The 26,248-nt window shown below is 70.2% G+C and carries 22 protein-coding genes and 1 pseudogene; 5 read left to right on the plus strand and 18 right to left on the minus strand.

What is annotated here, in order from left to right; all coding sequences use genetic code 11:
• Window positions 1-38 precede the first annotated feature (38 nt).
• Together ACIQCZ_RS37585 and ACIQCZ_RS37590 are read right to left on the minus strand one after the other, a co-directional pair.
• The gene (locus ACIQCZ_RS37585; RefSeq protein ID WP_402289849.1) at window positions 39-1,265 is read right to left on the minus strand and encodes a hypothetical protein; all 1,227 of its coding nucleotides are present in this window, start codon (window positions 1,263-1,265) and stop codon (window positions 39-41) included.
• A gap of 192 nt (window positions 1,266-1,457) precedes the next feature.
• Window positions 1,458-1,952: an NUDIX domain-containing protein gene (locus tag ACIQCZ_RS37590; protein WP_402289851.1), complete on the minus strand. Its 495-nt coding sequence runs from the start codon at window positions 1,950-1,952 to the stop codon at window positions 1,458-1,460.
• Window positions 1,953-2,082: 130 nt separating this feature from the next.
• Between ACIQCZ_RS37590 and ACIQCZ_RS37595 the strand changes: the two genes are divergently transcribed.
• The gene (locus ACIQCZ_RS37595) at window positions 2,083-3,198 is read left to right on the plus strand and encodes a glycerate kinase (protein ID WP_402289852.1); all 1,116 of its coding nucleotides are present in this window, start codon (window positions 2,083-2,085) and stop codon (window positions 3,196-3,198) included.
• A 266-nt stretch (window positions 3,199-3,464) separates the two neighbouring features.
• Here ACIQCZ_RS37595 and ACIQCZ_RS37600 read toward each other — a convergent pair whose 3' ends face one another.
• From ACIQCZ_RS37600 to ACIQCZ_RS37610, 3 genes are all read right to left on the minus strand, one after another.
• A complete protein-coding gene (locus ACIQCZ_RS37600; RefSeq protein ID WP_402289855.1) occupies window positions 3,465-3,995 on the minus strand; it encodes an SRPBCC family protein in 531 nt (176 codons plus the stop codon).
• A 129-nt stretch (window positions 3,996-4,124) separates the two neighbouring features.
• Entirely contained in the window at window positions 4,125-5,078 is a 954-nt protein-coding gene (locus ACIQCZ_RS37605; RefSeq protein WP_402289856.1) for an MASE1 domain-containing protein, read from the minus strand.
• A gap of 165 nt (window positions 5,079-5,243) precedes the next feature.
• Entirely contained in the window at window positions 5,244-6,104 is an 861-nt protein-coding gene (locus ACIQCZ_RS37610; RefSeq protein ID WP_402289858.1) for a PP2C family protein-serine/threonine phosphatase, read from the minus strand.
• A gap of 83 nt (window positions 6,105-6,187) precedes the next feature.
• Between ACIQCZ_RS37610 and ACIQCZ_RS37615 the strand changes: the two genes are divergently transcribed.
• Entirely contained in the window at window positions 6,188-7,219 is a 1,032-nt protein-coding gene (locus tag ACIQCZ_RS37615; protein ID WP_402289861.1) for a zinc-binding alcohol dehydrogenase family protein, read from the plus strand.
• Between the two features lie 213 nt (window positions 7,220-7,432).
• Here ACIQCZ_RS37615 and pssA read toward each other — a convergent pair whose 3' ends face one another.
• The 10 genes from pssA to ACIQCZ_RS37665 form a co-directional block, all read right to left on the minus strand.
• Window positions 7,433-8,290 (minus strand): CDP-diacylglycerol--serine O-phosphatidyltransferase, encoded by an 858-nt coding sequence (pssA, locus tag ACIQCZ_RS37620; protein WP_351080570.1) that lies wholly within the window; start codon window positions 8,288-8,290, stop codon window positions 7,433-7,435.
• The gene (locus ACIQCZ_RS37625; RefSeq protein ID WP_351080572.1) at window positions 8,277-8,924 is read right to left on the minus strand and encodes a phosphatidylserine decarboxylase; all 648 of its coding nucleotides are present in this window, start codon (window positions 8,922-8,924) and stop codon (window positions 8,277-8,279) included. The genes pssA and ACIQCZ_RS37625 overlap by 14 nt, the downstream gene beginning before the upstream one ends.
• A gap of 181 nt (window positions 8,925-9,105) precedes the next feature.
• Window positions 9,106-10,311: an acyl-CoA dehydrogenase family protein gene (locus ACIQCZ_RS37630; protein WP_402289864.1), complete on the minus strand. Its 1,206-nt coding sequence runs from the start codon at window positions 10,309-10,311 to the stop codon at window positions 9,106-9,108.
• On the minus strand, window positions 10,308-10,841 hold the full coding sequence (locus tag ACIQCZ_RS37635; RefSeq protein WP_402289866.1) for a MaoC family dehydratase: 534 nt from the start codon (window positions 10,839-10,841) through the stop codon (window positions 10,308-10,310). Before ACIQCZ_RS37635 ends, ACIQCZ_RS37630 begins: the two co-directional genes overlap by 4 nt.
• 2 nt (window positions 10,842-10,843) lie before the next feature.
• Window positions 10,844-11,806 carry an HpcH/HpaI aldolase/citrate lyase family protein gene (locus tag ACIQCZ_RS37640; protein WP_402289867.1) on the minus strand — a complete coding sequence of 321 codons (963 nt, stop codon included), beginning with the start codon at window positions 11,804-11,806 and terminating at the stop codon, window positions 10,844-10,846.
• Complete coding sequence (locus ACIQCZ_RS37645; RefSeq protein WP_402289869.1) at window positions 11,803-13,815, minus strand: protein meaA; 2,013 nt, start codon at window positions 13,813-13,815, stop codon at window positions 11,803-11,805. The genes ACIQCZ_RS37640 and ACIQCZ_RS37645 overlap by 4 nt, the downstream gene beginning before the upstream one ends.
• Window position 13,816: 1 nt before the next feature.
• The gene (ccrA, locus tag ACIQCZ_RS37650; protein WP_402289872.1) at window positions 13,817-15,190 is read right to left on the minus strand and encodes a crotonyl-CoA carboxylase/reductase; all 1,374 of its coding nucleotides are present in this window, start codon (window positions 15,188-15,190) and stop codon (window positions 13,817-13,819) included.
• A 359-nt stretch (window positions 15,191-15,549) separates the two neighbouring features.
• Entirely contained in the window at window positions 15,550-16,347 is a 798-nt protein-coding gene (locus tag ACIQCZ_RS37655; RefSeq protein WP_402289874.1) for a GNAT family N-acetyltransferase, read from the minus strand.
• 102 nt (window positions 16,348-16,449) lie between these two features.
• A complete protein-coding gene (locus tag ACIQCZ_RS37660) occupies window positions 16,450-17,265 on the minus strand; it encodes a TetR family transcriptional regulator (RefSeq protein ID WP_402289876.1) in 816 nt (271 codons plus the stop codon).
• A 91-nt stretch (window positions 17,266-17,356) separates the two neighbouring features.
• The gene (locus ACIQCZ_RS37665) at window positions 17,357-19,138 is read right to left on the minus strand and encodes a 3-hydroxyacyl-CoA dehydrogenase family protein (protein WP_402289879.1); all 1,782 of its coding nucleotides are present in this window, start codon (window positions 19,136-19,138) and stop codon (window positions 17,357-17,359) included.
• A gap of 359 nt (window positions 19,139-19,497) precedes the next feature.
• Between ACIQCZ_RS37665 and ACIQCZ_RS37670 the strand changes: the two genes are divergently transcribed.
• Complete coding sequence (locus ACIQCZ_RS37670) at window positions 19,498-20,070, plus strand: adenylosuccinate lyase (protein WP_402289881.1); 573 nt, start codon at window positions 19,498-19,500, stop codon at window positions 20,068-20,070.
• A gap of 68 nt (window positions 20,071-20,138) precedes the next feature.
• Here the strand turns inward: ACIQCZ_RS37670 and ACIQCZ_RS37675 are convergent, their stop codons facing one another.
• From ACIQCZ_RS37675 to ACIQCZ_RS37685, 3 genes and pseudogenes are all read right to left on the minus strand, one after another.
• The gene (locus ACIQCZ_RS37675) at window positions 20,139-20,690 is read right to left on the minus strand and encodes a GNAT family N-acetyltransferase (protein ID WP_402289884.1); all 552 of its coding nucleotides are present in this window, start codon (window positions 20,688-20,690) and stop codon (window positions 20,139-20,141) included.
• Window positions 20,691-20,754: 64 nt separating this feature from the next.
• On the minus strand, window positions 20,755-22,359 hold the full coding sequence (locus ACIQCZ_RS37680) for an alpha/beta hydrolase (protein ID WP_402289886.1): 1,605 nt from the start codon (window positions 22,357-22,359) through the stop codon (window positions 20,755-20,757).
• 153 nt (window positions 22,360-22,512) lie between these two features.
• Window positions 22,513-22,974: pseudogene (locus ACIQCZ_RS37685) on the minus strand (radical SAM protein); the annotation flags it as partial.
• Between the two features lie 155 nt (window positions 22,975-23,129).
• Here ACIQCZ_RS37685 and ACIQCZ_RS37690 point away from each other — a divergent pair.
• Together ACIQCZ_RS37690 and ACIQCZ_RS37695 are read left to right on the plus strand one after the other, a co-directional pair.
• A complete protein-coding gene (locus ACIQCZ_RS37690) occupies window positions 23,130-23,573 on the plus strand; it encodes an SRPBCC family protein (protein ID WP_351080595.1) in 444 nt (147 codons plus the stop codon).
• Window positions 23,574-23,761: 188 nt separating this feature from the next.
• Window positions 23,762-26,221, plus strand: a complete 2,460-nt coding sequence (locus ACIQCZ_RS37695; protein ID WP_402289889.1) for an MFS transporter — start codon at window positions 23,762-23,764, stop codon at window positions 26,219-26,221.
• Window positions 26,222-26,248: the final 27 nt, after the last annotated feature.

Raw genomic sequence — 26,248 nt, forward strand, 5'->3', positions numbered from 1 at the left:
GAGCCTATGCAGCACCGGCCATCACCTGCGAGGCCATTTCACCCGGTGCCGGATCCCGGGGGTACGGCGGGATCCGGCACCGGGGTGAACGGCGACGGTGTCCGGCCGGTCCAGGTGTTCAGCACGGCACGGGCGGTCTGCCTGGTGACGCCGCCGTCCCGGACCGTGCCGCTGAGCGCGACGTAGAACCGGCCGTCGTCGAGCGAGATGAGCCCGTACTGTCCGTACTGCCCGGGCGCCGGCCACCCGTAGGTGTCCGTCGCGGCGTCGTGCGCCCCCGCACGCAGCAGGGGGAGCAGCAGACCTCGCTCCGGCTTCTGCTGCCCGCGGACGGTGCCGCGCACCGGCTTCCTCGTACCGTCCAGCGCGAAGACGGAGTAGTTGGGGAAGCCGGGCTTGGTGCCCTTGTAGACGGCCATCAGCCAGTTGCCGCTGTACCCGTCGTACTCCAGGTTCTGCACGCCGTACGTGGTGTTCCCGGTGTAGGCGAAGAACTTGCCGTCGACATGGGCGGGTCCGCTGGTGTGCGGGGCGGACTCGGTCAGCGGGCGTTCGTACTTCTTCCACCGCGCGACGTCGTACTGGAGCAGCACCTGGTGGTCGTTGTCCGTACGGCCGGCGTTGGCGTACACGCCGTACGCCACCGTCAGCCTGCGCTCGCCGCGACTGCCGCGCCGGTCGCCGAACGCCGGTCCGAACGCGACACCGTCGATGCCGCTGCAGCCGTACCGGTGGTCGGGTGTGTTGCCCGTGTCGCCGTCGAAGACGCCGTCGCCGTTCATGTCGGCGGTGAAGTCCTTCACGACCTCCTTGAGGTAGACGGTGGAGACGACCCCCGTGGACTGGGCGTCCATGTCCATCCGGGTGATGCGGTCGACGTCGAGGATCGCGATGTAGAAGGACTTCGCCTCCTTGTACTCCAGCGAGCCGTAGACCCTGCCGTCCTTCTCGTTGAAGTCCAGATCGCCGAGATGGCCGGTGAAGCCGGTGACCGAGCCGACCGGCCTGCCCTTGAGGTCGGTCTTGACCAGCAGATTGGTCATCGAGAAGTACATGAAACCCTTGCGGCGGTCGATGGCCATGCCCTGGACATGGCCCGACTTCCAGGCGCCGCCGTCGACCGACAGCGGCATTTCGCGGTGTACGGCCGGGGCCGGGGCCGGCTCCGCCGTGGCGGTCGACGCGGTGGCGACCACCGCCGTGCAGGCGAACGCTGCGACGATCGTGGCCGGCAGTCCGCCGAGGTGTCCCGTGTGCGTGCGCATGATCCCTCCGCTGTCGTGGAGTTCGGATGATGCCGGTCGAGCGTGCACTGCGGACCAATGACACATGAACGAGGGTGTCCGGCAGCAGACGACCGGACTATCAGCCGACGGCCCGTCAGGACAACGGGACACAACGGGAATACCGGCTGAAAGTATCGAGCGATACGCCTGGGACGCGAGCGGGCCCGCGGCTCAGCCGGCGACCGGGCGGCCGTCCTCCAGTTCCACCGCGCCGCCGCCGGAGTCGAGCACGTCCAGTGCCGCCCTCAGACGCATCGCGAGACCGTCGCGCAGATAACGGCCGAGGTCGTCGCGCCCGACCAGCTCCCAGGACAGGAGTTCCGCCTCCTGCAGCCGGATCGCCTTCAGGGCGGCCTCGTCCAGCACTCCGCCGTCGTACAGATAGGCGGCGATGGGGGGCCGCTCCGGGCCGCGCGCCCAGTCGATCGCGAGCAGCCGTCCCGGCTTCAGGTCGAGACCGATCTCCTCGACCGTCTCGCGGTGCGCGGCCTGCCGGGGGCTCTCGCCGGTGTCGGACTCGACGGTCCCGCCGGGCAGCGCCCAGCCCTCCCGGTAGTTCGGCTCGACGAGCAGCACGTGCCCCCGGGCGTCCCGGAACACGGTGGCGGCGGCGGCCAGCACCCGGGGGAGCCCCGCGATGTAGGTGGCGTAGTCAGTGGTGGTCACGCGGGCAGCGTAGTGGGCAGGCGCCGGGGTGAGACGACTCTGGGCAGCGGGTATGCGCTGCGGATAGGGTCGGGGGCGGCGCGACTGCCTGTTCGAAAGCAAGGGATTCAAGGTGGCGGACGGAGCAGTGATGGAGACCGCACGCGTGCTCGTCGCGGCGGACAAGTTCAAGGGCTCGCTCACGGCCGTGCAGGTCGCGGAGCGGGTGACGGCCGGGCTGCGGCGCGTCGTCCCCGATGTGGGCGTCGAGACCCTGCCCGTGGCGGACGGTGGCGACGGCACGGTGGCGGCGGCGGTGGCCGCGGGGTTCGAGCGCCGTGAGGCGCGGGTCACCGGGCCGCTCGGAGAGGCGGTGACCGCGGCGTACGCGCTGCGCGACACCACCGCGGTGGTGGAGATGGCCGAGGCCTCCGGCCTCCAGCACCTCCCCGCAGGGACGTTCGCCCCGCTCACGGCCACGACGTACGGCTCCGGCGAACTGCTGGCCGCCGCGCTCGACGCGGGTGCCCGGACGATCGTGTTCGGTGTCGGCGGCAGCGCGACCACGGACGGCGGTGCGGGCATGCTGGCCGCGCTCGGGGCCCGCTTCCTGGACGCGGACGGCAAGCCCGTCGGTCCCGGCGGCGGAGGGCTCGCCGACCTGGCCGAGGCGGACCTGTCCGGCCTCGACCCGCGCATGGCCGACGTGGACCTCATCCTCGCCAGCGACGTCGACAACCCGCTGACGGGCCCGAAGGGCGCCCCGGAGGTGTACGGCCGGCAGAAGGGTGCGACGGAGGAGGACATCGCGACCCTCGACGCCGCGCTCGCCCACTACGCGTCCGTCCTCGGCCCGGAACACGCCGCGCTGCCCGGCGCGGGTGCGGCGGGCGGCATCGGCTACGGGGCGCTGGTCGCCCTCGGCGCCCGGTTCCGCCCCGGTATCGAGGTGATGCTCGACGTCCTCGGCTTCGCCCCGGCGCTGGCGCGGGCCACGTTGGTGATCACCGGGGAGGGATCGCTCGACGAGCAGACCCTCCACGGCAAGGCCCCGGCAGGCGTGGCCGCGGCCGCCCGCGCCGCGGGCATCGAGGTGGTGGCGGTCTGCGGCCGCCTCGCCCTGCCACCGGAAGCACTGACCGCCGCGGGTATCAGCCGGGCGTACGCGCTCACCGACCTGGAACCGGACCCCGCGGTCTCCATGGCCCAGGCGGGCCCCCTGCTGGAACGCGCGTCGGAGGCGCTCGCGCGCGACTTCCTGCTGTAGTGCTGTGACCGGAGAGGTTCACCGGCTCGCGACGCCCGGTACGGCACCTCGCCGCGTTGTCGCATCACCCGAGTGCGTCCGGCACGAGGGCGATCCTCCGCCTCGCGACGCACCGCACCGGACGCGGCGAGCCTCCCGCCAAGCCTTTCCGGCCACAGCACCGGCCCCTCCGGATCGCGACCCTCGGCCACCGGGCCCGCCCGGCGTGCGAGGGTCGCGATCCGGAGGGGATCCGGGGATCCGGGGCCCGTCCCACCCTCACCGCATCAGCCCACGGAGGGCTCCGCATCCTGACCGCCGCTCAGCCCGGTGTCGGGGCCCGCTCCGGCAGCCCCGTCACGCCCTTCGCCGGTGAGGTCGCCATCGGTGAGCAGCTCCGCCAGACACCCGAGCTCCGACGGCAGATCACGACGCCACGCCATCGTCACGAACGGGGCAAGAATGATCATGCCGCCGTCCAGATGGGGCTTGACCGACACATCGACCATCGTTCCCCGGCGGCTCGGACTCAGCCGGAATTCGAGTTCCGGCGAGTGACGGCCCAGCGGGGTCCACATGCACGCCCCGCGGAAGGCCAGGTACTCGACGGGTGCGCTCGCGGTGCACGTGAGACGGTGCGCCCGGCGCCGGCCCGGAAACTTGCAGGTGTACGCGTCACCGAATTCCGTGCTGATCGGTCCCTCGATCACGTGATCTATGGTCGATGACCACACGGCCAGATTCCGCGGATCCCGGAGGAACGAGAAGATCTCGTCGGCGGGGCGGGGCACATGGACATTCGCAGACACACGGGGCATGGCTCCACCTCTTACGGCGCCCGTCCGCCCGAGTGTCGGCGTCCGGTTGCCTTCGTCGCGGTGCCGTTCGACCATCAGCCTGCGTCGGATCGCGGGGGCGCGCACCCTTCGCACGGCCGATCGAGTGATTCAGATGTCCTGTCGTGCCACTTTCTCGGTGAGCTGCACACAGAGCCGCTTGATTTCCTGATAAGTGCGGTTCCGCTCGGTGACGACCGCCGCGAGCAGCAGAGCCGTGAGCGACACGGCTCCGTTGAAAGCCTGGAGCGTGATCATGTTGGTGAGAAGACTGCGATGGGCGAAGGGGCCGGCCATCCGTCCGGCGGCGAGGATCGCGATGAGGGACATGCCCAGTGCGCAGCACGCGGCGCCGGCCCGCTCGAAGCGGAAGGCGGCCCAGATCAGGATGGGGAACACGAGGAAGAGCAGGGAGGCACGGGTGTCGGTCGTCACGCCGGTGACGATCAGCGCGCACGCCACCAGGGCTGCCGCCTCGGCCCATCTGGCCAGGCCGGCGCCGCGCGGCCACCGGAACCTTCGCACGACGAGCAGGAACGGCGTGACGACCATGACGCCCATGGCGTCGCCCGTCCACCACACCGACCACGTCGGCCAGAACTCACCGGGCCGGAGCGCCCCCGACAGGACCAGGGTGGCGGTGCCCACGGTCGAGCTGATCAACATGCCGCCCAGCGCACCGAGGAAGACCAGCGACAGCGCGTCCCGCAGACGGTCGAGATCGTTGTGGAAGCCGGCCCGGCGCAGCATCAGGTAGGAGCAGAGCGGAGCCAGGGTGTTCCCGGCCGCGATGAGCAGTACGGTAACCGCGGAAGGCCCGAGGAAGATGTTGACGGCGAGAGCGCCGATCGCGATTCCGGGCCAGACCCGCACACCGAACAGGAGCAGTGCCGCGACCGCGATCCCGGTCGGCGGCCACAGGGGCGTGACCTGCCCGCGCACCAGTTGCTGGAGCAGTCCCAGGCGGCCCGTCGCGTAGTAGCAGACGGCCACCGCCACGAACGTCAGGACCGTGGCCGTGCGCTGCCGGAGCCGTGCGTTGTCCACCACAGCAGCATCAGACACCAGGCCGAGGCGTCCCGAGCGGTCAGGCGCGCCGACGCCCCGCCGATGGAGCGGACGAACGCGTGACGTCTACGGGCACGCCCTTGGTCCGACGTGCGGAGGGCGGCCACCGAACCGGCGAACGGGGCACCTGGGCGTACTCGCCGCCGGGGCCCGTCCGGCGGATCACGGACGTGGCCACGGTCCTCCTGACAGGTCCCGCCCGGCGCCCGGTGTGCCGTCGCAGCGGATGACGAGGACGGCGGCGTCGTCCTCATGACCGGTCAGGTCCGCCACCTGGATCACCCTCGAAGCCAGCTCCCCGGGATCGCTCCCGTCCGCCGAGGCGATCAGCCCGGAGACGGCGGCCAGCCCCTCGTCCATCGGGTAGGCGGGGCCTTCCACGACGCCGTCCGTGACCAGGACCAGATACCCGGGCTGCACCAGCCGCCGACGCGTCACGGGGTACTGCTGGCCGGGCAGTATCCCGAGGGGCACCCCGCCGGCGTCCAGGGAGACGCCCGAGTCGCCCGAGTCGGTGCCCCAGATGATCGGGACGTGCCCGGCACGGGCGATGGAGAGCTCGCCGCTCCCGGGGACCATGCTCAGCAGACAGCAGGTCGTGAACAGGTCACAGCCCAGCGAGATCAGCAGATCGTTGGCGCAGGCCAGTACTTCCCCGGGGTCGACCGTGACGCTGGCGAGGGCCCGGAGACTGGCACGGGCCTCGCCCATGAAGGCGGCGGCCTCCACCCCGTGCCCCTGCACATCACCGATCGCGATCCCCGCCACCCCGTCCTTCATCGCGAACGCGTCGTAGAAGTCACCGCCGACGGCCAGACCGTCCTGCGAGGGCGTGTAACAGGCCGCGATCCGGATACCGGGGAACTGCGGCAGCTCGGCCGGGAGCATGTGCCGCTGCAGCGCGATGCCCAGCTCCGCGCGGGCCCGCTGGATCCTGATGTTCTCCAGCGCCTGATCGACCAGACGCCCGAGGGTGACCAGGAGCTCCTGGGTATTGTCCGGTGCGCTGCGGTGTCGGTGCATGACGTCCCTGGGCGTCTGGGTGTGCCCCTGATGAAACCTTACGGCCTGTTGCCGCCCCGGCGCCGCCGCCGCAGGCTGGATGTGTGGCAGTCACCGCGTCCGTCCCGGCCGAGCAGAGCGTCTGGGCCGTCCGTACACCCGGTCCGATCGGCACCGGGCCGCTGACGCACGTACGCCGCAGGGTGCCCGACCCCGGTCCGGGGGAGCTCCTGCTGAACGTCGAGGCGTGCGGTGTCTGCCGCACGGACCTCCACCTGGCGGAGGGCGACCTCCTTCCGCACCGTCCCTCCACGGTTCCTGGCCACGAGATCGTCGGCCGGGTGGCGGCGGTCGGCGACGGGACCGGCCTGTTCCGTGTCGGTGAGCGGGTGGGCGGAGCCTGGCTGCGCGGAACCTGCGGACGCTGCCGGTACTGCCGCGGCGGCCGGGAGAATCTCTGCCCGCGGTCCAGCTACACGGGGTGGGACGCGGACGGCGGCTTCGCCGACACCGCGCTGGTCCCGGAGGCGTTCGCCTACCGGCTTCCGGAGGATCAGGACGCCGCCCGGCTCGCACCGCTCCTCTGCGCGGGGATCATCGGGTACCGCTCGCTCCGGCGCAGCGCACTGCCGGAGGGCGGGCGGCTCGGGATCTACGGATTCGGCGCGTCGGCCCACCTCGCGGCCCAGGTGGCCCTTGCCGAGGGCGCCACCGTCCATGTGCTCACCCGCTCCCCGGCGGCGCGTGCGCTGGCTCTGGAGCTCGGTGCCACGTCGGCGGGCGGTGCCTACGACCGCCCGCCGGAGCCCCTGGACTCGGCCATCCTGTTCGCACCCGTCGGTGACCTGGTGCCGGTGGCGATGGAGGCACTGGACAGGTCGGGCACCCTGGCCATCGCCGGGATCCATCTGTCGGACATTCCCGTGCTGAACTACCAGCGTCATCTGTTCCAGGAGCGCAGTCTGCGCAGCGTCACCTCCAACACCCGTGAGGACGGCCGGGCATTCCTCGCCCTGGCCCGGCGCGTGGGCATCCGTGCCACGGTGAGCACCTACCCGCTGAGCAGCGCGGACCGGGCACTGAACGATCTGGCGGCCGACCGCGTGAACGGGGCGGCCGTGCTCGTACCCGGCTGACGACCGGGGTGGCGAACGACAGGGGCCCTGCCCGCGGATCGCCGGCATCCGACCGCACACCGGGTGGTGCCCGTCGGTCGCCCGCCGGCCGTCCGCGGACCGGACCCGCGGCACGCGACCCACGCCGTCTGCGGGACGGCCCCGGCAAGACGGAAGGGCCCCGGGTGCTGGGGAACACCCGGGGCCCTTCCGTATGTGTCTGCTTCCGTGCCGCTACGGCAGCTGAGCCGTCCGTGCCTCACGCCGGTTGCCGCGGAAGGTGTTCACCCTCCGTGCCGTCGCGAAGAGCGGGATGACCGCTCCCAGGACCACCTGGAGCGCGCAGCCGGTCTGGAGGAGCAGCTGACCGCCGGGGGCGTCGAACGCCCAGGCGGCGAGGAGCCCCATCGCGGCCACGATCCAGCTGAGCATGGCCACCGCGAGGACGCCCCGCGGCTTCGGGTACTCGACCCGGCTGACCATCAGCCACGCCACTCCGACGATCGCGAGCAGCGTCGGCACGAAGGGCAGCTCCAGGAGGACGATCGAGACGACCGTGAGCGCTCCGAAGGGGCTCGGCATGCCCTGGAACATGCCGTCCTTCATGGTCACGCAGGAGAATCTGGCAAGCCTCAGCACCACCGCCAGCAGCACCACGATCGCCGCCAGCGCCGACACCCGCTGGTGTGCGTCGTCCGCGACCATGCCGTAGACGAGGACGAAGTACGCCGGGGCGAGCCCGAAGCTGATCAGGTCCGAGAGGTTGTCCAGCTCGGCGCCCATCGGCGAGGAGCGCAGCTTGCGCGCCACGAGCCCGTCGAAGAGGTCGAACACCGCGGCGAGGAGCATCAGTATCACCGCGGTGGCCGCGGAGTGCCGGGCCATGCCGCTCTCGTCGCTGCCCGTGAGGTGCGGGATGAGGATTCCGGTGGTGGTGAAGTACACCGCCATGAAACCGCAGGTGGCGTTGCCGAGAGTGAGGGTGTCCGCTATCGACAGCCGCAGAGAGAGCGGCATGTCCTCGCCGGCGTCCTCCTCGGACTCCGCCTCCGGCACCCAGCCGGCCTGTGTGTCGGGATCAATCACGGTCAATTCGAGTCACCCCCGCGGTAGTGGCCTGGCCGACCTCGACCGCGACATCGATACCTTCCGGAAGGTAGATGTCGACCCGGGAACCGAAACGGATCAGACCGATGCGCTCGCCCTGTTCCACCTTCGTGCCCTGCGGGACGTAGGGGACGATACGACGGGCGACCGCACCCGCGATCTGCACCATCTCGATGTCACCGAGTTCGGTGTCGAAGTGCCAGACAACGCGCTCGTTGTTCTCGCTCTCCTTGTTGAACGCCGGGACGAAACCACCGGGGACGTGCTCGACCGAGGTCACCGTGCCGGCCAGGGGCGCACGGTTGACGTGGACATTCAGCGGGCTCATGAAGATCGCGACGCGGGTGCGCCCGTCCTTCCACGGCATGATGCTCTGCACCACGCCGTCGGCCGGCGAAATGACCCGGCCCTGGGTGATCTCACGCTCGGGGTCGCGGAAGAACCACAGCATGCCCGCCGCGAGCGCGGTGGTGGGCACGGCCACCGCGGCCCAGCGTCCGGACTTGCGGGCCCGGGTGAGGCTGAGTGCCGCGGTGGCGACAGTCGGGAGGAGCCACGGCGAAGCTCCGCGCGCAAGGCGGACTCCGCCGCGTGGTGCAGAGGTTTGGCTGTCGGGCATGGATGACCTTCGTAGCGGATGATGCCGCGCTGGCAACGGGGGACGGCGGCTTTTCCGGCGATGTTATCGGTTGCGAGCAGCAACTGGGCAAGCCAGCAGCCGAGTCGGACGGCTTGAAGGCACCACCTGAGGGTGACAGGGTGTGATCTTCTTCGCGGCCAAATCGCCTCGAAAGGGACAATCAACCCTGGAACCGGTACTCCTCGAGGAGTCGGCGCCCGATGATCATTTTCTGGATCTCGGTGGTACCTTCACCGATCAGCAGCATCGGGGCCTCCCGGTAGAGGCGCTCGATCTCGTACTCCTTGGAGAAGCCGTAGCCGCCATGGATTCGGAAGGCGTCCTCGACGACTTCCTTGCAGTACTCGGAGGCGAGGTACTTCGCCATCCCTGCCTCCAGGTCGTTTCGCTCCCCGGAGTCCTTTTTGCGTGCTGCGTTGACCATCATCGCATGGGCGGCCTCGACCTTGGTGGCCATTTCGGCCAGCTTGAACTGGATCGCCTGGTGCTGGGCGATCGGCTTTCCGAAGGTCTGGCGTTGCTGGGCGTAGGAAACGCCCAGCTCGAACGCACGCTGAGCGACACCGCAGCCACGCGCGGCCACATTCACCCGGCCGACCTCGACGCCGTCCATCATTTGGTAAAACCCTCGGCCGGTGGTGCCGCCCAGCACTCGATTGGCCGGAATGCGTAGCCCGTCCATGATGAGTTCGGTCGTGTCGACACCCTTGTAACCCATTTTGTCGATTTTGCCGGGAATGGTGAGGCCGGGGCGGACCTCGCCGAACCCGGGCTCCTTCTCCACCAGGAACGTCGTCATCGACTTGTGCGGGGCGGTGCCCTCGGGGTGGCCTTCGTCACTCCGGCACAGAACGGCGACGAGCGAGGACGTGCCACCGTTCGTCAGCCACATCTTCTGGCCGTTCAGGACGTACTCCTCGCCGTCCCTGACGCCCTTGGAGGTGATCGCCGAGACGTCCGAGCCCAGTGCCGGCTCGGACATCGAGAACGCGCCCCGGACCTCGCCCAGCGCCATCCGCGGCAGGAACGTGTCCTTCTGTTCCTGGGTGCCGTGCTGCTTGAGCATGTACGCCACGATGAAGTGCGTGTTGATGATTCCCGACACGCTCATCCAGCCGCGGGCGATTTCCTCCACGCACAGCGCGTAGGTGAGCAGCGACTCGCCCAGGCCTCCGTACTCCTCGGGGATCATCAGCCCGAAGAGGCCGAGCTCCTTGAGTCCCTCGACGATCTCGGTCGGGTACTCGTCACGGTGTTCCAGCTGGGTCGCGACCGGAATGATCTCCTTGTCGACGAAATCCCGGACCGTGGAGAGGATTTCCTGCTGGACATCGTCGAGGCCGGCGGTCTGGGCGAGTCGTGTCATGGCTGCTTCTCCACGTTCTTCTGCGAAGGCTGGGTCGGCTCGGGGCGGCCGGGCTGTTCTCCGCCGCGCTCCTTGATGTAGGTCTCGGTGGGGACCATCACCTTGCGGCGGAACACACAGACGAGCGTGCCGTCGTGTTTGTATCCCCTCGTCTCCACATGGACGATTCCGCGGTCGCTCCTGGATTTTGACGGGATCTTGTCCAGGACGGTGGTCTCGCCGTAGATCGTGTCGCCGTGGAAGGTCGGCGCGACATGCTTCAGCGATTCGACCTCAAGATTGGCGATCGCCTTTCCGGAGACGTCCGGAACCGACATGCCGAGCAGCAGAGAATAAATGTAATTGCCGACCACGACGTTCTTTCCGAAGTCGGTCGTCCTCTCCGCGTAATTGCTGTCCATGTGCAGCGGGTGATGATTCATGGTCAGCAGGCAGAAAAGGTGGTCGTCGTACTCGGTGACCGTCTTTCCGGGCCAGTGCTTGTAGACAGCACCGACCTCGAACTCCTCAAAGGTGCGTCCGAACTGCATGATCAGGCCTCCGGGGCTTCGAACTTGGAGGTGCGCTGCATACCGGCCGCGCGGCCCTTGCCCGCGACGACGAGTGCCATCTTGCGGCTCGCCTCGTCGATCATCTCGTCGCCCAGCATCGCCGAGCCCTTCTTGCCGCCCTCCTCGGAAGTGCACCACTCGTACGCGTCGAGAATCAGCTCCGCGTGGTCGTAGTCGTCCTGCGAGGGCGAGAACACCTCGTTGGCCGCGTCGACCTGACCGGGGTGCAGCACCCACTTGCCGTCGAAGCCCAGTGCCGCCGCACGGCCCGCGACCTCCCGGTACGCGTCCACGTCGCGGATCTGCAGAAAGGGGCCGTCGATCGCCTGGAGGTCGTGCGTACGGGCCGCCATCAGAATGCGCATCAGGATGTAGTGGTACGCGTCCGCGCCGTAGCCGGGCGGCTGCTGCCCGACGACCAGGGTCTTCATGTTGATCGACGCCATGAAGTCGGCCGGGCCGAAGATCAGCGTCTCCAGGCGGGGCGAGGCTGCCGCGATGTCGTCGATGTTCACCAGGCCCTTGGCGTTCTCGATCTGCGCCTCGATGCCGATCCTGCCGACCTCGAAGCCCATCGTCTTCTCGATCTGGGTGAGCAGCAGATCGAGGGCGACGACCTGCTGGGCGTCCTGGACCTTGGGCAGCATGATGCAGTCGAGGTTCTGGCCGGCGCCCTCGACGACCGTGATGACATCGCGGTACGTCCAGTGGGTCGTCCAGTCGTTGACCCGCACGACCCGGGTCTTGCCCGTCCAGTCGCCGTCGTTCAGTGCGTCGACGATGGTGTGCCGGGCGCCTTCCTTGGCGAGCGGCGCACAGGCGTCCTCCAGGTCGAGGAAGACCTGGTCGGCCGGGAGGCCCTGGGCCTTCTCCAGGAACCGCGGGTTCGAGCCGGGCACGGCCAGGCACGAGCGGCGCGGACGCAGGTGGTTGACGGCAGTCATGCGGGGACCTCCAGAGGGTCGAGCTTGTTCGCTTTGCGGATCTCGTCGACGATACGGCCGATGATCTCCGTGATACCGAAATCCTTCGGGGTGAATACGGCGGCGACACCGGCCCCGACCAGGGCGGCGGCATCGGCGGGCGGAATGATCCCGCCGGCGATCACCGGGATGTCGGCGGCGCCCGCCTCGCGCAGCCGGGAGAGCACGTCCGGCACGAGCTCGGCATGCGAGCCGGACAGGATCGACAGACCGACGCAGTGCACGTCCTCGGCCAGGGCGGCCGAGACGATCTGCTCGGGGGTCAGCCTGATCCCCTGGTAGACGACCTCGAATCCGGCGTCACGGGCCCGTACGGCGATCTGCTCGGCGCCGTTGGAGTGCCCGTCCAGGCCCGGCTTGCCGACCAGCAGCCGCAGCCGTCCGGCACCCAGGTCGGCCGCCGTGCGGGCGACCTTCGCGCGGACCAGGGCGAGCGGTGTGCCGGGTTCCGCGGTCACCGCGACCGGGGCGGACGAGACGCCCGTCGGGGCCCGGAACTCGCCGAAGACGTCGCGCAGCGCCCAGGACCACTCGCCGGTGGTGACGCCCGCGCGGGCGCACTCCACGGTCGCCTCCATCATGTTCTCGGTGCCCGCGGCGGCCTTCTTCAGTGCGGCCAGCGCGTCGGTGGCGCGGGCCTCGTCGCGGTTGTCGCGCCACTCGTGGAGGGCCGTGACGACCCTGGCCTCGTTGGCGGGGTCGACCGTCATGATGGCCCCGTCGAGGTCCGCGGTGAGCGGGTTCGGTTCCGTCGTCCCGTAGATGTTGACGCCGACGATCTTCTCCTCGCCGTCCTCGATCCGGGCCCGGCGCGCGGCATGCGAGGAGACCAGCTCCGACTTCAGGTAGCCGGACTCGACGGCTGCCATGGCGCCGCCCATCTCCTCGATCCGGTCGATCTCGGCGAGCGACTCCGTCACCAGCTCGTCGACCTTGGCCTCGACGACGTGCGATCCGGCGAAGATGTCCTCGTACTCCAGCAGATCGCTCTCGTGCGCGAGCACCTGCTGGATGCGCAGCGACCACTGCTGGTCCCAGGGCCGGGGGAGCCCCAGCGCCTCGTTCCAGGCGGGCAGCTGGACGGCGCGGGCGCGGGCGTCCTTGGACAGGGTGACGGCCAGCATCTCCAGGACGATGCGCTGGACGTTGTTCTCCGGCTGCGCCTCGGTCAGACCGAGGGAGTTGACCTGGACGCCGTAGCGGAAGCGACGCTGCCTGGCATCGTCGATGCCGTACCGCTCGCGGGTGATCCGGTCCCAGATGCGGCCGAAGGCGCGCATCTTGCACATCTCCTCGATGAAGCGGACGCCCGCGTTCACGAAGAAGGAGATCCGCGCGACCACGTCGCCGAACTTCTCCTCGGACACCTGGCCGGAGTCGCGCACGGCGTCCAGCACCGCGACGGCGGTCGACAGGGCGTACGCGATCTCCTGGACCGGAGTGGCTCCCGCCTCCTGCAGGTGGTAGCTGCAGATGTTGATCGGGTTCCATTTCGGGATGCGGGCGACCGTGTACGTGATCATGTCGGTGGTCAGTCGCAGCGAAGGGCCGGGCGGGAAGACGTGCGTCCCGCGCGAGAGGTACTCCTTGACGATGTCGTTCTGCGTGGTGCCCTGGAGCCGGGTGATGTCGGCGCCCTGTTCCTCCGCGACCACCTGGTAGAGCGCCAGCAGCCACATCGCGGTGGCGTTGATCGTCATCGAGGTGTTCATCCGTTCCAGGGGGATGTCCCGGAACAGCACGCGCATGTCACCGAGGTGCGACACCGGCACACCGACCCGGCCGACCTCGCCGCGGGCGAGGACGTGGTCGGGGTCGTAACCGGTCTGCGTCGGCAGGTCGAAGGCGACCGACAGGCCCGTCTGGCCCTTGGCGAGGTTGCGCCGGTAGAGCTCGTTGGACGCCTCGGCGGTCGAGTGGCCGGCGTACGTCCGCATGAGCCACGGGCGGTCCTTCTGGCGGCCCGTCATGTCAGACGTTCCTGCTGTGCTCGTCGGTCCGCTGCGCCGACGTGTCACGGAAGAGGTTGATGGCGTCGAGGTGCTTCTCGCGCAGCTCGTGGTCGCGCACGCCCAGGCCCTCGCGGGGGGCGAGCGCCAGCACGCCGACCTTGCCCTGGTGGAGGTTGCGGTGGACGTCGTACGCGGCCTGGCCGGTCTCCTCCAGGGAGTAGACCTTCGACAGCGTCGGGTGGATCTTTCCCTTGGCCACGAGCCGGTTGGCCTCCCACGCCTCGCGGTAGTTCGCGAAGTGCGAGCCCACGATCCTCTTCAGCGACATCCACAGATAGCGGTTGTCGTACTCGTGGTTGTAGCCGGACGTGGACGCGCAGGTGACGATGGTGCCGCCCTTGCGGGTCACGTACACCGAGGCGCCGAACGTCTCGCGGCCCGGGTGCTCGAAGACGATGTCGACGTCCTCGCCGCCGGTGAGCTCGCGGATGCGCTTGCCGAACCGCTTCCATTCGCGCGGGTCCTGGTTGTGCTCGTCCTTCCAGAACGCGTAGCCCTCGGCGCTGCGGTCGATGATCGCCTCGGCGCCCATCCGCCGGCAGATGTCCGCCTTCTGCTCGCTGGAGACGACACAGACCGGGTTGGCGCCGCCCGCCAGGGCGAACTGCGTGGCGTATGAACCGAGTCCGCCGCTGGCGCCCCAGATCAGCACATTGTCGCCCTGCTTCATGCCCGCACCGTTGCGCGAGACGAGCTGGCGGTACGCGGTGGAGTTGACCAGGCCCGGGGCCGCGGCCTCCTCCCAGCTGAGGTGCTGCGGCTTCGGCATCAGCTGATTGGACTTGACGAGCGCGATCTCCGCGAGACCGCCGAAGTTGGTCTCGAAGCCCCAGATGCGCTGCTCGGGGTCGAGCATCGTGTCGTTGTGGCCGTCCGAGGACTCCAGCTCGACCGAGAGGCAGTGCGCGACGACCTCGTCACCGGGGTGCCACGCGTTGACGCCGGGGCCGGTGCGCAGGACGACGCCCGCGAGGTCCGAGCCGATGACGTGGTACGGCAGGTCGTGGCGCCGGGTGAGCTCGCTGAGCTTCCCGTAGCGCTCCAGGAAGCCGAAGGTGGACATGGGCTCGAAGATCGAGGTCCACACGGAGTTGTAGTTGACCGAGCTCGCCATGACGGCGACGAGTGCCTCGCCGGGTCCGAGTTCGGGTACCGGGACCTCGTCGAGATGCAGTGACTTGCGGGGGTCCTTGTCGCGGGTTTCGAGCCCGGCGAACATCTCCGTCTCGTCCTTGTGCACGGTCACCGCGCGGTACGACTCAGGGATGGACAGGGCCGCGAAGTCCGCGGCTGTGCTGTCCTGCGATCGGATCGCGTCCAGGATTTCCTTCACGGTGTGCCTCCGGCGGATGGGGGCGCTGAGGGAACGCTTGAGAGTCCCTGCAAGCAGACGGGGAGCTGTGTGGTGTGGAGGTGCTGCCGTCGGTTCGGCTGGTGGGGCTGCGGCTTGCTCTGTGGAGCAGAAGGGTTTGCCTGTGACGCAGGCGTCCGGGCGCGCAGGCATCCTGCTTGCGGGGACAGCCGGCGTACGTGAGGTCTCAGCACGCCGGCCGCCCGGACAACTTCAACGTATGGCACTCCGTGACACCTGGCAAGGCACTCGGTGCCAACAATTTCTCTCACTTGTCACCCGCCGGGCACGCATGAGCAAGGTGAGAGGTGTTCTGGGTGGTTACGTCCCGCTGGATGTGATCAGTGCGAGGGCCGGTACACGTACGGGGTCGTGGTGCTCAGGGCCTGGAATCCGAGTCGCTGGAGGATCGGGCTGCTCTGGTCGGAGGCGTCGACCTGAAGGTAGTCGTAGCCGCGCTCCGCCGCGATCCGGGCGCGGAAGGCGACCAGGGCGCGGTAGATGCCCCTGCCGCGCCACGAGTGGACCGTTCCGCCGCCCCAGAGCCCCGCGAAGCCCGTGCCCGGGTACAGCTCCATCCTGGCCGAGCTCACCGGCTCGTCGCCCGCCATCGCGAGGACGCCCACGAAACCGTCCGGATCCTCCGACAGCCTGGCCAGCACCTGATGCCGCAGCCGCGACCAGTCCGAGCCGAAGGCCTGCTCGTGGGCGCGCGCCATCAGCTCCACGTCGTCCGCGTCGCTCACGGTGCGCAGCCGGATGCCCTCGGGGAGCTCCACCGCCGTCGAGAGGTCCGCCACCGGGGCGACCAGCAGGGTCTCCGGCTGCTCCGCCTCGAAACCGGCGGCGAGAAGCCGCTCCGACAGGTCGGCCGGGCGGTCGTGCGCGTACAGCTTCCACTCGAACTCGTCATACCCGAGAGCCGTGCAGTGCGCCACCTGCGCCGCGATCGCCGCGTCCGCGCGTGCGGCATCCAGGTCCGGGGCCGACCAGACCACACCGTTCCAGTCGCGGGCCGTGCCGACCTGCCGTACGACGCCACCGGTGCGTTCGACCCGTACGCCGGGGCCGTCGGGGCGGGCGTGTTCGCGCATTTCGCGGTCGAAAAGGGCCAGAAGTGTGTCGCGATCATGATTCATCCGCACACCACAGCACCGGGATGCGGACGCGGCAACCGGGTTTCTGCCCCACCCGGCCGTCGGGCGCGCCGGCCGGGTGGGGCCGGCCGGCACGCCCCGGGCTCAGCGGTCCTCGAGCGCCTGCTGGATCGTCCGCATCACTTCGTCGAGCGGCGCGTCCGTGCGCGCCACCGCGACCAGTACCTCGCCCTGGGACGCCACCGAGGCGGCCGGCTGCCGCGCCGGTTCGACGCCGGCGATCCGGCCCGCGCCGATACCGCTCCCGAACGTGTCGCGGACGATCGAGAAGGCGTGGTCGAGCTGGGCCTCCACGTCGCCCTCGCCGCCCGCCCGCAGCCAGCGGCGCAGCACATGGTTGTGCGCGGTGACGACAGCGGAGGCCGCGACCTCGGCGAGCAGGGGGTCGTCATTGCCGACATGGTGGTCGCGCTCGTCGAAATGGCCCAGCAGATACCGCGTGAACAGCCGCTCGTAGCGGGCCACCGAGGCGATTTCGGCCTCGCGCAGCGTGGGCACCTCACGGGTCAGCTTGTAACGCGCCACGGAGACCGCGGGCTTCGCCGCGTACATCTTCATGACTTCCTTGATGCCGCGGCAGACGGTGTCGAGCGGGTGCTCGTGCGCGGGGGCCGCGTTGAGGACGGCCTCGGCCCTGACGAGGGTGTCGTCGTGGTCCGGGAAGATCGCCTCTTCCTTGGAGCGGAAATGCCGGAAGAAGGTGCGTCGGGCGACGCCCGCGGCGCCCGCGATCTCGTCGACCGTCGTCGCCTCGTACCCCTTCGTGGCGAACAGTTCCATCGCCGCGGCGGCCAGTTCGCGGCGCATCTTGAGCCGTTGGGCGGCGGCGCGGGTGCCTGCGGCACTCTCCGGGGTGTCGGACGCGGCGGAGACACGGGGGGACCTGGCGGGCTGGGACATGGTGTGAACGTACTGCATCGATGCGGGGGACCGCGCCTGCGGGGGAGGGCCGCCCGACGGGTCGAGCAGCCCTCCCCAGCCGGCTCCCGGCTCAGCGCCGGGCATATTCGCGGAAGCCGCGCCCCGTCTTTCGGCCGAGGCAGCCGGCGGCCACCAGATGTTCGAGCAGCGGCGCCGGGGCCAGGCCCGGGTCGCGGAACTCGTTGTGCAGAACCTTCTCGATGGCGAGCGAGACGTCCAGGCCGACGACGTCGAGCAGTTCGAACGGGCCCATCGGGTAGCCGCCGCCCAGCTTCATCGCCGCGTCGATGTCGTCGAGGCTCGCGTAGTGCTCCTCGACCATCTTGATCGCGTTGTTGAGGTAGGGGAACAGCAACGCGTTGACGATGAAACCGGCCCGGTCCCCGCAGTCCACCGGGTGCTTGCGGACCTTGACGCACACCTCGCGGGCGGTGGCGTGGACGTCGTCCGCGGTGAGCACCGTACGGACGACCTCGACCAGCTTCATCGCGGGCGCCGGGTTGAAGAAGTGCATCCCGACGACGTCCTGCGGACGCGAGGTGGCCCGCGCGATCGCCACGACGGGCAGCGACGAGGTGGTGGTGGCGAGCACCGCACCGGGCTTGCAGACCTTGTCCAGCGTCCCGAACAACTGCTGCTTGACCGCCAGTTCCTCGGCGACCGCCTCGACCGCGAGATCGACATCGGCGAGGGCGTCGAGCGAACCGGCCGCGGTGATCCGGGCCAGTGTCTCGTCCCGGGCCTCGGCCGTCAGCCGCCCCTTGGAGACGGATCGCTCCAGCGACGTGCCGATCCGGGCCTTCGCCGTGTCCGCCTTCTCCTGACCGCGGCCGGCGAGCACCACGTCGTAACCGGCCTTCGCGAAGACCTCGGCGATCCCCGAGGCCATGGTGCCGGAGCCCGCCACCCCCACCGAGCGCACCGTGCGCCCGGTGGCCGTCGCCGCGCTCTCCCGCGGGGTCAGCGCGTCCGGCACCACGGTCTGGCTGCCGGGTCCGGTGTACGTGTAGAAGCCGCGGCCCGACTTGCGGCCGGTCAGCCCCGCCTCGCTGAGCTGTCCGAGCACGGGAGCGGGGGCGTGCAACCGGTCGTGCGACGCGGAGTACATCGCCTCCAGGACGGTGCGGGCGGTGTCGATCCCGATCAGGTCGAGGAGGGCGAGCGGGCCCATCGGCAGGCCGCACCCCAGCTTCATCGCCGCGTCGATGTCCTCACGGGAGGCGTAGTTCGCCTCGTACATCGCGGCGGCCTGGTTGAGGTACCCGAACAGCAGCCCGTCGGCGACGAAGCCCGGCCGGTCGCCGACCGCGACCGGCTCCTTGCCCAGGCTGCGGGCCAGCTCGGTGACGGCCTCGACGGCCGGCGGCGCGGTCAGCACCGACGAGACCACCTCGACCAGCTTCATCGCGGGCGCCGGATTGAAGAAGTGCAGGCCGAGCACGCGCTCGGGGCGCAGCGACTCGGCGGCGAGCCGGGTCACCGACAGGGCGTTGGTGCCGGTCGCCAGGATCGCGGTGGGGGAGACGACCGCGTCGAGCTCCCGGAAGACCTGCTGCTTGATCTCGTACGACTCGGGAACGACCTCGATGACCAGCTCCGCCCGCGCGGCGGCCCGGAGGTCACCGAAGGTACGGAACCGGGCGAGGACGTCGCTCCGCTCCTGCTCCGTGATCCGCTCGCGCCGCACGGCGCGGGCGGTCGCGGCTTCCAGGGAGGCGACGGACTGACGGGCGGCCGCCTCGCTGATGTCGATACCGATGACCTCGTGGCCGGCGCGGGCGAGGACCTCGGCGATGCCGGTGCCCATGGTGCCGAGACCGACGACGGCGATGGTGCTGAGCGGGATGTCCATCACGGGACTCCAGACAATGAGTGACGACTGTGAGGAAGCACGGCGCGCGTCGGGGGACGAAGGGGCGCCAGGTGCGCGGGAATTGCGTGTCGTGGTGTGCGGTGCCGGGGCGTGCTGGGCACACCCGGACCGGGAAGGGGCGACGGACTCTGTCCCGGAGTCACGTCTCGCGAAGCTGCCGAACCGACAAGCACTCCGAGTGGCTGCGTCACCAGGCCACCGGAGCAAGCGGGGAGTGTGTCCCGCTCACATGAGGTTAACCGGTCGGTAACGAGCGCACCAGTCCTGAGGTGTCGTGCGCCATGTCACATTCACCCAGGCTCTCGATACACAGAGTTCCCGTCGATACGCTGAGGGTCATGGATGAGGAGTTCCGTTCGCTGACGGACCGACTGGCCGACGAGGCGGGTGAGTCCGCGGCGTTCCGCCGGCTGCTCGCCACCGACGACGACGAGGAACTGGCCGGCGTCCTGGTGGAAGCCGAACGCCCGCTCTGGGCAAGGGAGATCGCCGCGTTCCGGCTCGGCTGTGCCGGTGACCGGCGGGCCTTCGAGGCGCTGGTCCTGCTGCTCAACCACCGCGACCCGGAGCGCTGTGTCTGCGCCGCACACGCCCTGGAGCGCCTCGGCGACCCACGCACCCCCAGGGCCGCCGCCGCCCTCGCGACCAACACCCTGCGCACCGCGTACGCCCTGCACCCGGTGCGGCTGCTGACCACGCTTCGTGCCCCGGAGTCCGTGCCGGCGTTGATGGCCACCCTGGAGCGGCTCCTCGCTCCGGGGGAACCGCACTGGCGGGTGGCGCTGGCCTGCGTGGAAGGGCTCGGACAGCTGGCGGACGAGCGGGCCCGTCCCCTCCTGGAGGCGGCGCTGCCGCACCCGCGACTGGGGGGCGCGGCCCGCGACGCGCTCAGCCGACTGCGGGGGGCCTGACGGGGGGCGGATGCCTTGTCGTCCCCCGGCGGGGCCCGTCCCCGTGTGCCGGACCGGCGCGGACGGGTTCAGTCGGTGCCGGGGAGCCCGAGGGCGCGTACGTACCGCAGCTCGGGCACGAGCACACCGTCCACCTCGAAGGACTCCTCGGCGCCGTCGGGAAGGAAGCCGGCGCGCTCGTAGAAGCGGCGGGCCGGGGCGTTCTCCCTCAGCACCCAGAGCGCCAGGTCCGGGAAGCCGTCCGCGGCGGCGCGAGCGAGCAGCTTCGCCATCAGGGCGTGCCCGGCCCCGGTCCCGATCTGCTCGGGCAGCACGTAGATCGCGTACAGCTCACCGCGGTCCAGTCGCCCGCCGTCCTCGCGGTACGGGCCGTAGCAGCCCCAGTCGATCACGCCGAGGCCCGCCCGTTCGGCCACCACATTCACCACCGTGCTGCCCTCGTCGAAGAATCCACGGCGCCGTTCCGCGTCCTCGGCGACGTTCATGGAGTCCAGATACGACCGCGGCATCAGCCCGGCGTACGCGGCCTGCCAGCCCCGCACCCGGACCTTTGCGACGGACTCGCAGTCGTCGACCGTCATGTCCCGTACGAGCACGTCGGGCGCGTTCCGTATCGTCATGCGGGTCATCCTGACGCATGCGCCAGGATGACCCCGACCGAATATCGGCCCGGTCCCCGGACCGTCAGCCGCGGAAGCCGAGCAGGCCGTGCAGGGTGCTGCCGCTGCTGCCGGAACCCGTTCCCCGGGCCGCCTTCGCCGCGGCCCTGCCGGTCAGCGGCTGCGGGTCGGCGGACTTGGCGCAGACCGCGTCTGCGTCGTCCCGGCCGCCCCTGCCGCGCGGGACGGTGCCCTTGGCGAGATAGTCGGCCAGATAGGTGTCCAGGCAGTCGTTGCCGCTCAGCGTGATGCCATGATTTCCGCCGCCCTGCTCGACGACCAGGCTGGAGCCGCGCAGCTTGCGGTGCAGGGTGACCCCGCCCTCGTACGGCGTGGCCGCGTCCTCGGTGGCCTGGAAGAGCAGTACCGGCGGCAGGTCGCTGTTGGAGACCCGTACCGGGTTCAGCGGTGCCACCGGCCAGTCGGCGCACGGCGCGTTGTACCAGGTGTTGTTCCAGGTGAAGAAGGGTGCCTTCCCGTGCACCCTCCAGCTGTCGTTGCGCCAGGTGTTCCACTCGCGGGGCCACGGGGTGTCGCGGCACTGCACGGCCGAGTACACGGAGTACCCGTTGTCGCCCTTCGCGTCGACCGCGCCGAACCGCTTGTACGCCTTCACGAGCGCTTCCTCGTCATGCTCGTGCACGTACGCGGCGAACGCGTCGGCCAGGTAGGGCCAGTAGCCGTTGTAGTAGCTGCCCGGCAGGAAGGTGTCCTCCAGCTCGCTCGTTCCGACCCTCCCGCCCGCGGGGTGGGTTTTGACGGCTTCGCGCATCGCGTACCAGGCTTCCTCGACCTTCGCCGGGTCGCTGCCGAGCCCGTACGTGGTGTCGTGCTTCGCCACCCAGGCGGCGAACGCCTTGTGGCGGGCGTCGAAGGCGTAGTCCTGGCCGATGTTGTCGTCGTACCAGACGCCCTCGGGGTCGACGTTCGAGTCGAGCGCCAGGCGCCGCACCCGCTCCGGGAACAGCTTGGCGTACACGGCGCCGAGGTAGGTCCCGTACGAGTAGCCGAAGTAGTTGAGCTGCCGGGAGCCGGTCGCCTCCCGGATCACATCGAGGTCCTTGGCGGCGCTGACCGTGTCCATGTGGGGCAGCAGATCCGGGTACTTCTCCCCGCACGCCCTCGCGAACGAGGCGGCCCGGTTCCGGTTGGCCTGCTCGACCACGGGCGAGTCCGGGGTCGATTCGGGACGCAGCGGATCGAAGTACTTGGGTACGCAGTCCAGCGCGGGCTCGCTCTTCCCGACGCCGCGCGGGTCGAACCCGATCACGTCGTACTGCGCGGCCACCTTTTTCGGCAGCGAGGACGCGACGAAGCCGGCCATCGAGAGGCCGCTGCCCCCGGGGCCGCCCGGGTTGACCAGCAGCGGTCCCTGGAAGGTCTTCGCGGTGTGCGGGACCCGGGACAGGGCGAGCGTGATCCGTCGGCCCGACGGATCGTCATGATCGAGCGGTGTGCTGACCGATGAGCACTGCAGCGTCGGATACGACGCGCTGCCGCAGTCGGTCCACCGGAGCTGGGCGGCGTCGCGCCGCGCGCCGGTGTCGGCGGTAGCCGGGGAAGGGGCGGCGGTCACCAGACCGGCGACCGTCGCCCCGACGGCGAACAGAATTCCTGGACGTTTCGTCATATGGCCTCCCGTGGTGGGGGAAAGACGGCCGCGCGTGGCGCAGCCCCCGCCGCATGCTCCCCGCATTCGTGCCCGGGAGGACATGTTCCGTTGAGAGTTGACCCATATGCCTGACTCCGATGCGCCGGGCTCGCCCGTGCCGGAGGCAGCGGGTCACAGGAGGGTCAGCTGAGTGGACCCGGGGTCGTCGAGCGACGGCCGCTGCTCCCGGCGTACGGGGAGCCGGCGGGCCGAGCCCCGATGCGAGGGTCCGATGCCGAACTCGGTCGCCAGCTCGTGGACGTACCGGGTGATGCGGCGCTGGTACCACTTGGGCGCGTAGGCGCCCTCGGTGTACAGCCGCTCGTACCGCCGCACCAGCCGGGGGTGGTGCTGCCCGAGCCACCGCATGTACCACTCCCGGGCGCCGGGTCGCAGGTGGAGCACGAGCGGGGTCACCGAGGTCGCCCCGGCCGCGGCGATCGCCCGGACCGTGGCGCGCAACTGGTCCGGATGGTCGCCGAGGAACGGGACGACGGGCGCCATCAGGACGCCGCAGTCGATGCCGTTCTCGCTCAAGGTGCGGACGACGTCGAGGCGGCGCCCGGGGGAGGGGGTGCCGGGCTCCACGGTGCGCGCATGGGCGCCTCCTCGGTAGCACTGGACAGAGAATAGAACACTTGTTCCCTTGATCGTTTTCTCCCCTTCGTCCCGGCCCGGATTTTGAACGAGGTTCCCCGAGGTGGTTGGCTCAGCACACCCCCGAACAACCGAGTGCTGGAGGAACAGCCATGGCGCAGGTCGAGGCAACGACGGAGCGAGTCATCGCGGCGGACGCGGAGACGGTGTTCGACGCGCTGGCCGACTACCAGGAGGCCCGGCGCAAGGTGATGCCCGGACAGTTCAGCGAGTACGAGGTGCGCGAGGGCGGCGACGGCGAGGGCACGCTGGTCCACTGGAAGCTTCAGGCCACCAGCAAGCGGGTGCGCGACTGCCTGCTGGAGGTCACCGAGCCCACCGACGGACAGCTCGTGGAGAAGGACCGCAACTCCTCGATGGTCACCACCTGGACCGTCACCCCGGCCGGTGAGGGCAAGTCGAAGGCGGTCGTGTCGACCGTCTGGAACGGTGCCGGAGGCATCGGCGGATTCTTCGAGAAGACCTTCGCGCCCAAGGGACTTGGGCGGATCTACGACGAGCTGCTGCGCAACCTCGCCGCCGAGGTGGAGAAGTAGCTCCACGCGCGCTTGACCGGCCTCACCGGTTCGGGTGGTCTTCTCGGCCCGCCGGTGGTGCGCCGTAGTGGCTCCGACCGGGGGCTAAGCCCCCCGAGTGCGCCGCCGGCGCCCCCCGTTCGCGTTTGCCCTCCCTTATCGCGCAATGCGAGAAATGGGCGGCGCAGACGCGACGAGGGGAGCGGCACGTGGTGGGTGGGATCACTCTGTTGGAGGACGAGCCGAACGGTACGGGCGCCACCGAGGCGGCGACGACGCTGCCGATTCCGCCGCCCTCGTCGCCGCCCGCCGGGGAGGAGGCCGTCCCCGCCCCGTCCGCCGAGCCGGCGACCAGTCCCCGCCACATCCGGCTGGTCTTCCTCGGACTGATGCTGACGCTGCTGCTCGCGGCGCTCGACCAGATGATCGTCGCCACGGCACTGCCGAAGATCGTCGGTGAGCTGCACGGCCTGGAGAAGATGTCCTGGGCCGTCACCGCCTACCTCCTCGCCTCCACCATCGGCCTGCCGATCTACGGAAAGCTCGGCGATCTCTTCGGGCGCAAGGGCGTCTTCCAGTTCGCCATCGTCGTCTTCGTCATCGGTTCCGCGCTGGCCGGCTGGTCCCGCACGATGGACGAGCTGATCGCCTTCCGGGCGGTCCAGGGCATCGGCGGCGGCGGACTCATGATCGGTGTCCAGGCGATCATCGCGGATGTCGTACCGCCGCGGGAACGCGGCCGGTTCATGGGGCTGATCGGCGCCGCCTTCGGCCTCGCCTCGGTCGCGGGGCCGCTGCTGGGCGGGTTCTTCACCGACCACGCCTCCTGGCGCTGGTGCTTCTACATCAATGTGCCGTTCGGCCTGATCACCCTCGCCGTCATCACCGTCGTCCTCAAACTCCCCCGGCCCACCGTCCGGCCCCGCCTCGACATCCTGGGCGCCCTGCTGCTCGCGGCGGCCTCCACCTGTCTCGTGCTGCTGACCAGCTGGGGCGGGACGGAGTACGCCTGGGGGTCACGCACCATCCTGGGGCTCGCCGCCGGAGCCGCCGGAACAGCCCTGCTCTTCCTCGTCGTCGAGCACCGGGCAGCCGAACCGATCATTCCGCTGCGGCTGTTCCGTGACTCCGTCTTCAACGTCACCGCCCTCGTCGGCGCGGTGGTCGGAGTCGCGCTGTTCGGCGCCGCGAGCTATCTGCCGACCTTCCTGCAGATGGTCGACGGAGCGTCGGCCACCGAATCCGGCCTCCTGATGCTCCCGATGATGGGCGGCATCGTCGTGGCGTCCATCGTCTCCGGCCAGTTGATCTCGCGCACCGGCCGGTACCGCATCCACCCGATCCTCGGCGGCGCGTTCTCGGTCCTCGGGATGTGGCTGCTCTCCCGGCTGGAAACGGACACCCCGCGCCTCGAATACAGCTTCGCTCAGGCGGTGCTCGGCATCGGGATCGGTCTGATCATGCCGGTGCTGGTGCTCGCGGTCCAGAACTCCGTTCAGCCCACCGACCTCGGCGCCGCCACCAGTGCCAACAACTACTTCCGGCAGATCGGCGGCAGCGTCGGCGCCGCCGTCTTCGGGACGCTCTTCGCGGGCCGCCTCGCGGACGCGCTCGCCGCCCGCCTGCCGTCCGGCGCCGACCTCCCCGACCCCGAGTCGATCACCCCGCAGCTGGTCCATGCCATGGAGCCGGCGCTGCGCGACAGCTATATCCGGGCGTACGCCGACGCGATGCCGCGGATCTTCCTCTACCTCGTGCCGGTGCTCGTGCTCGGCCTGTTCCTCGCCTTCTTCCTCAAGGAGAAACCGCTGGTGTCCCACCACAGCCCCGAAACCGACGCCGAGTCCAGCACCGGGTCCGCACCGATCCCCGCAGCCCGCGTCACCGCCGCCCCGCCGCCCGTGTACCTGTCGGGCGTGCCGGTGAGCGGCAGCGTCCAGCACCCCGACGGCACCAAGGTCCCGAGCGCCGCCCTCACCCTCATCGACGCCCAGGGGCAGCAGGTCGGGCGTGGCGCGAGCGGCGAGGACGGGAGGTACGCGCTGAGCGTGCCCGGCGCCGGTGCGTACGTCCTCATCGCCGCGGCGGGCGGGCACCAGCCGCAGGCCGTCAGCGTCACCGTGGGCGAACGGCCCGTCGAGCTCGATGTGATGCTCGGCGGTGCCGGGCGCCTCGCCGGGTCCGTCGTCACCGCCGACGGCATCCCCGTGCGCGATGCCGCCGTCACCCTCACCGACGTGCGCGGCGAAGTGGTCGCTTCCACCCGCAGCGGTCGCGAAGGAGGGTATGTGATCTCGGAGTTGGTGGCCGGCGAGTACACCCTCGCCGCCAGCGCCCCCGCCTTCCGGCCCGCCGCACTGCCGGTGAGCGTGCAGGCCGCCAGGGAGACCCGGCAGGACATCGAGCTCGCCGGGGGCGCGGTGCTGCGCGGCATCGTGCGGGCAAGTGGTGGCCGGCCCGTCGAGGACGCCCGGGTCACGCTGCTGGACGCGGCGGGCAATGTGGTCGACACGCTCACCACCGGGCCCGACGGGGCGTTCCGGTTCGTGGACCTCTCCACCGGTGAGTACACGGTGATCGCGGCCGGGTATCCGCCCGTGGCCACCGTCCTCCAGGTGGCCGGCGGCGGACGCACCGAACGCGACCTCCAACTGGGGCACGAGGACTGACCGGGGAACAGCCGGCCGGCCGGGAAC

The sequence above is a fragment of the Streptomyces sp. NPDC093149 genome, assembly GCF_044754145.1.
Taxonomy (GTDB): domain Bacteria; phylum Actinomycetota; class Actinomycetes; order Streptomycetales; family Streptomycetaceae; genus Streptomyces.

Bases quoted from the DNA above. Each gene is read 5' to 3' on its own strand.
- ACIQCZ_RS37585 (WP_402289849.1), bottom strand. From the start codon at position 1,265: ATGCGCACGCACACGGGACACCTCGGCGGACTGCCGGCCACGATCGTC.
- ACIQCZ_RS37595 (WP_402289852.1), top strand. From the start codon at position 2,083: ATGGAGACCGCACGCGTGCTCGTCGCGGCGGACAAGTTCAAGGGCTCG.
- ACIQCZ_RS37600 (WP_402289855.1), bottom strand. From the start codon at position 3,995: ATGCCCCGTGTGTCTGCGAATGTCCATGTGCCCCGCCCCGCCGACGAG.
- ACIQCZ_RS37610 (WP_402289858.1), bottom strand. From the start codon at position 6,104: ATGCACCGACACCGCAGCGCACCGGACAATACCCAGGAGCTCCTGGTC.
- ACIQCZ_RS37625 (WP_351080572.1), bottom strand. From the start codon at position 8,924: ATGCCCGACAGCCAAACCTCTGCACCACGCGGCGGAGTCCGCCTTGCG.
- ACIQCZ_RS37630 (WP_402289864.1), bottom strand. From the start codon at position 10,311: ATGACACGACTCGCCCAGACCGCCGGCCTCGACGATGTCCAGCAGGAA.
- ACIQCZ_RS37635 (WP_402289866.1), bottom strand. From the start codon at position 10,841: ATGCAGTTCGGACGCACCTTTGAGGAGTTCGAGGTCGGTGCTGTCTAC.
- ACIQCZ_RS37640 (WP_402289867.1), bottom strand. From the start codon at position 11,806: ATGACTGCCGTCAACCACCTGCGTCCGCGCCGCTCGTGCCTGGCCGTG.
- ACIQCZ_RS37645 (WP_402289869.1), bottom strand. From the start codon at position 13,815: ATGACGGGCCGCCAGAAGGACCGCCCGTGGCTCATGCGGACGTACGCC.
- ACIQCZ_RS37655 (WP_402289874.1), bottom strand. From the start codon at position 16,347: ATGAATCATGATCGCGACACACTTCTGGCCCTTTTCGACCGCGAAATG.
- ACIQCZ_RS37660 (WP_402289876.1), bottom strand. From the start codon at position 17,265: ATGTCCCAGCCCGCCAGGTCCCCCCGTGTCTCCGCCGCGTCCGACACC.
- ACIQCZ_RS37665 (WP_402289879.1), bottom strand. From the start codon at position 19,138: ATGGACATCCCGCTCAGCACCATCGCCGTCGTCGGTCTCGGCACCATG.
- ACIQCZ_RS37670 (WP_402289881.1), top strand. From the start codon at position 19,498: ATGGATGAGGAGTTCCGTTCGCTGACGGACCGACTGGCCGACGAGGCG.
- ACIQCZ_RS37675 (WP_402289884.1), bottom strand. From the start codon at position 20,690: ATGACGATACGGAACGCGCCCGACGTGCTCGTACGGGACATGACGGTC.
- ACIQCZ_RS37680 (WP_402289886.1), bottom strand. From the start codon at position 22,359: ATGACGAAACGTCCAGGAATTCTGTTCGCCGTCGGGGCGACGGTCGCC.
- ACIQCZ_RS37690 (WP_351080595.1), top strand. From the start codon at position 23,130: ATGGCGCAGGTCGAGGCAACGACGGAGCGAGTCATCGCGGCGGACGCG.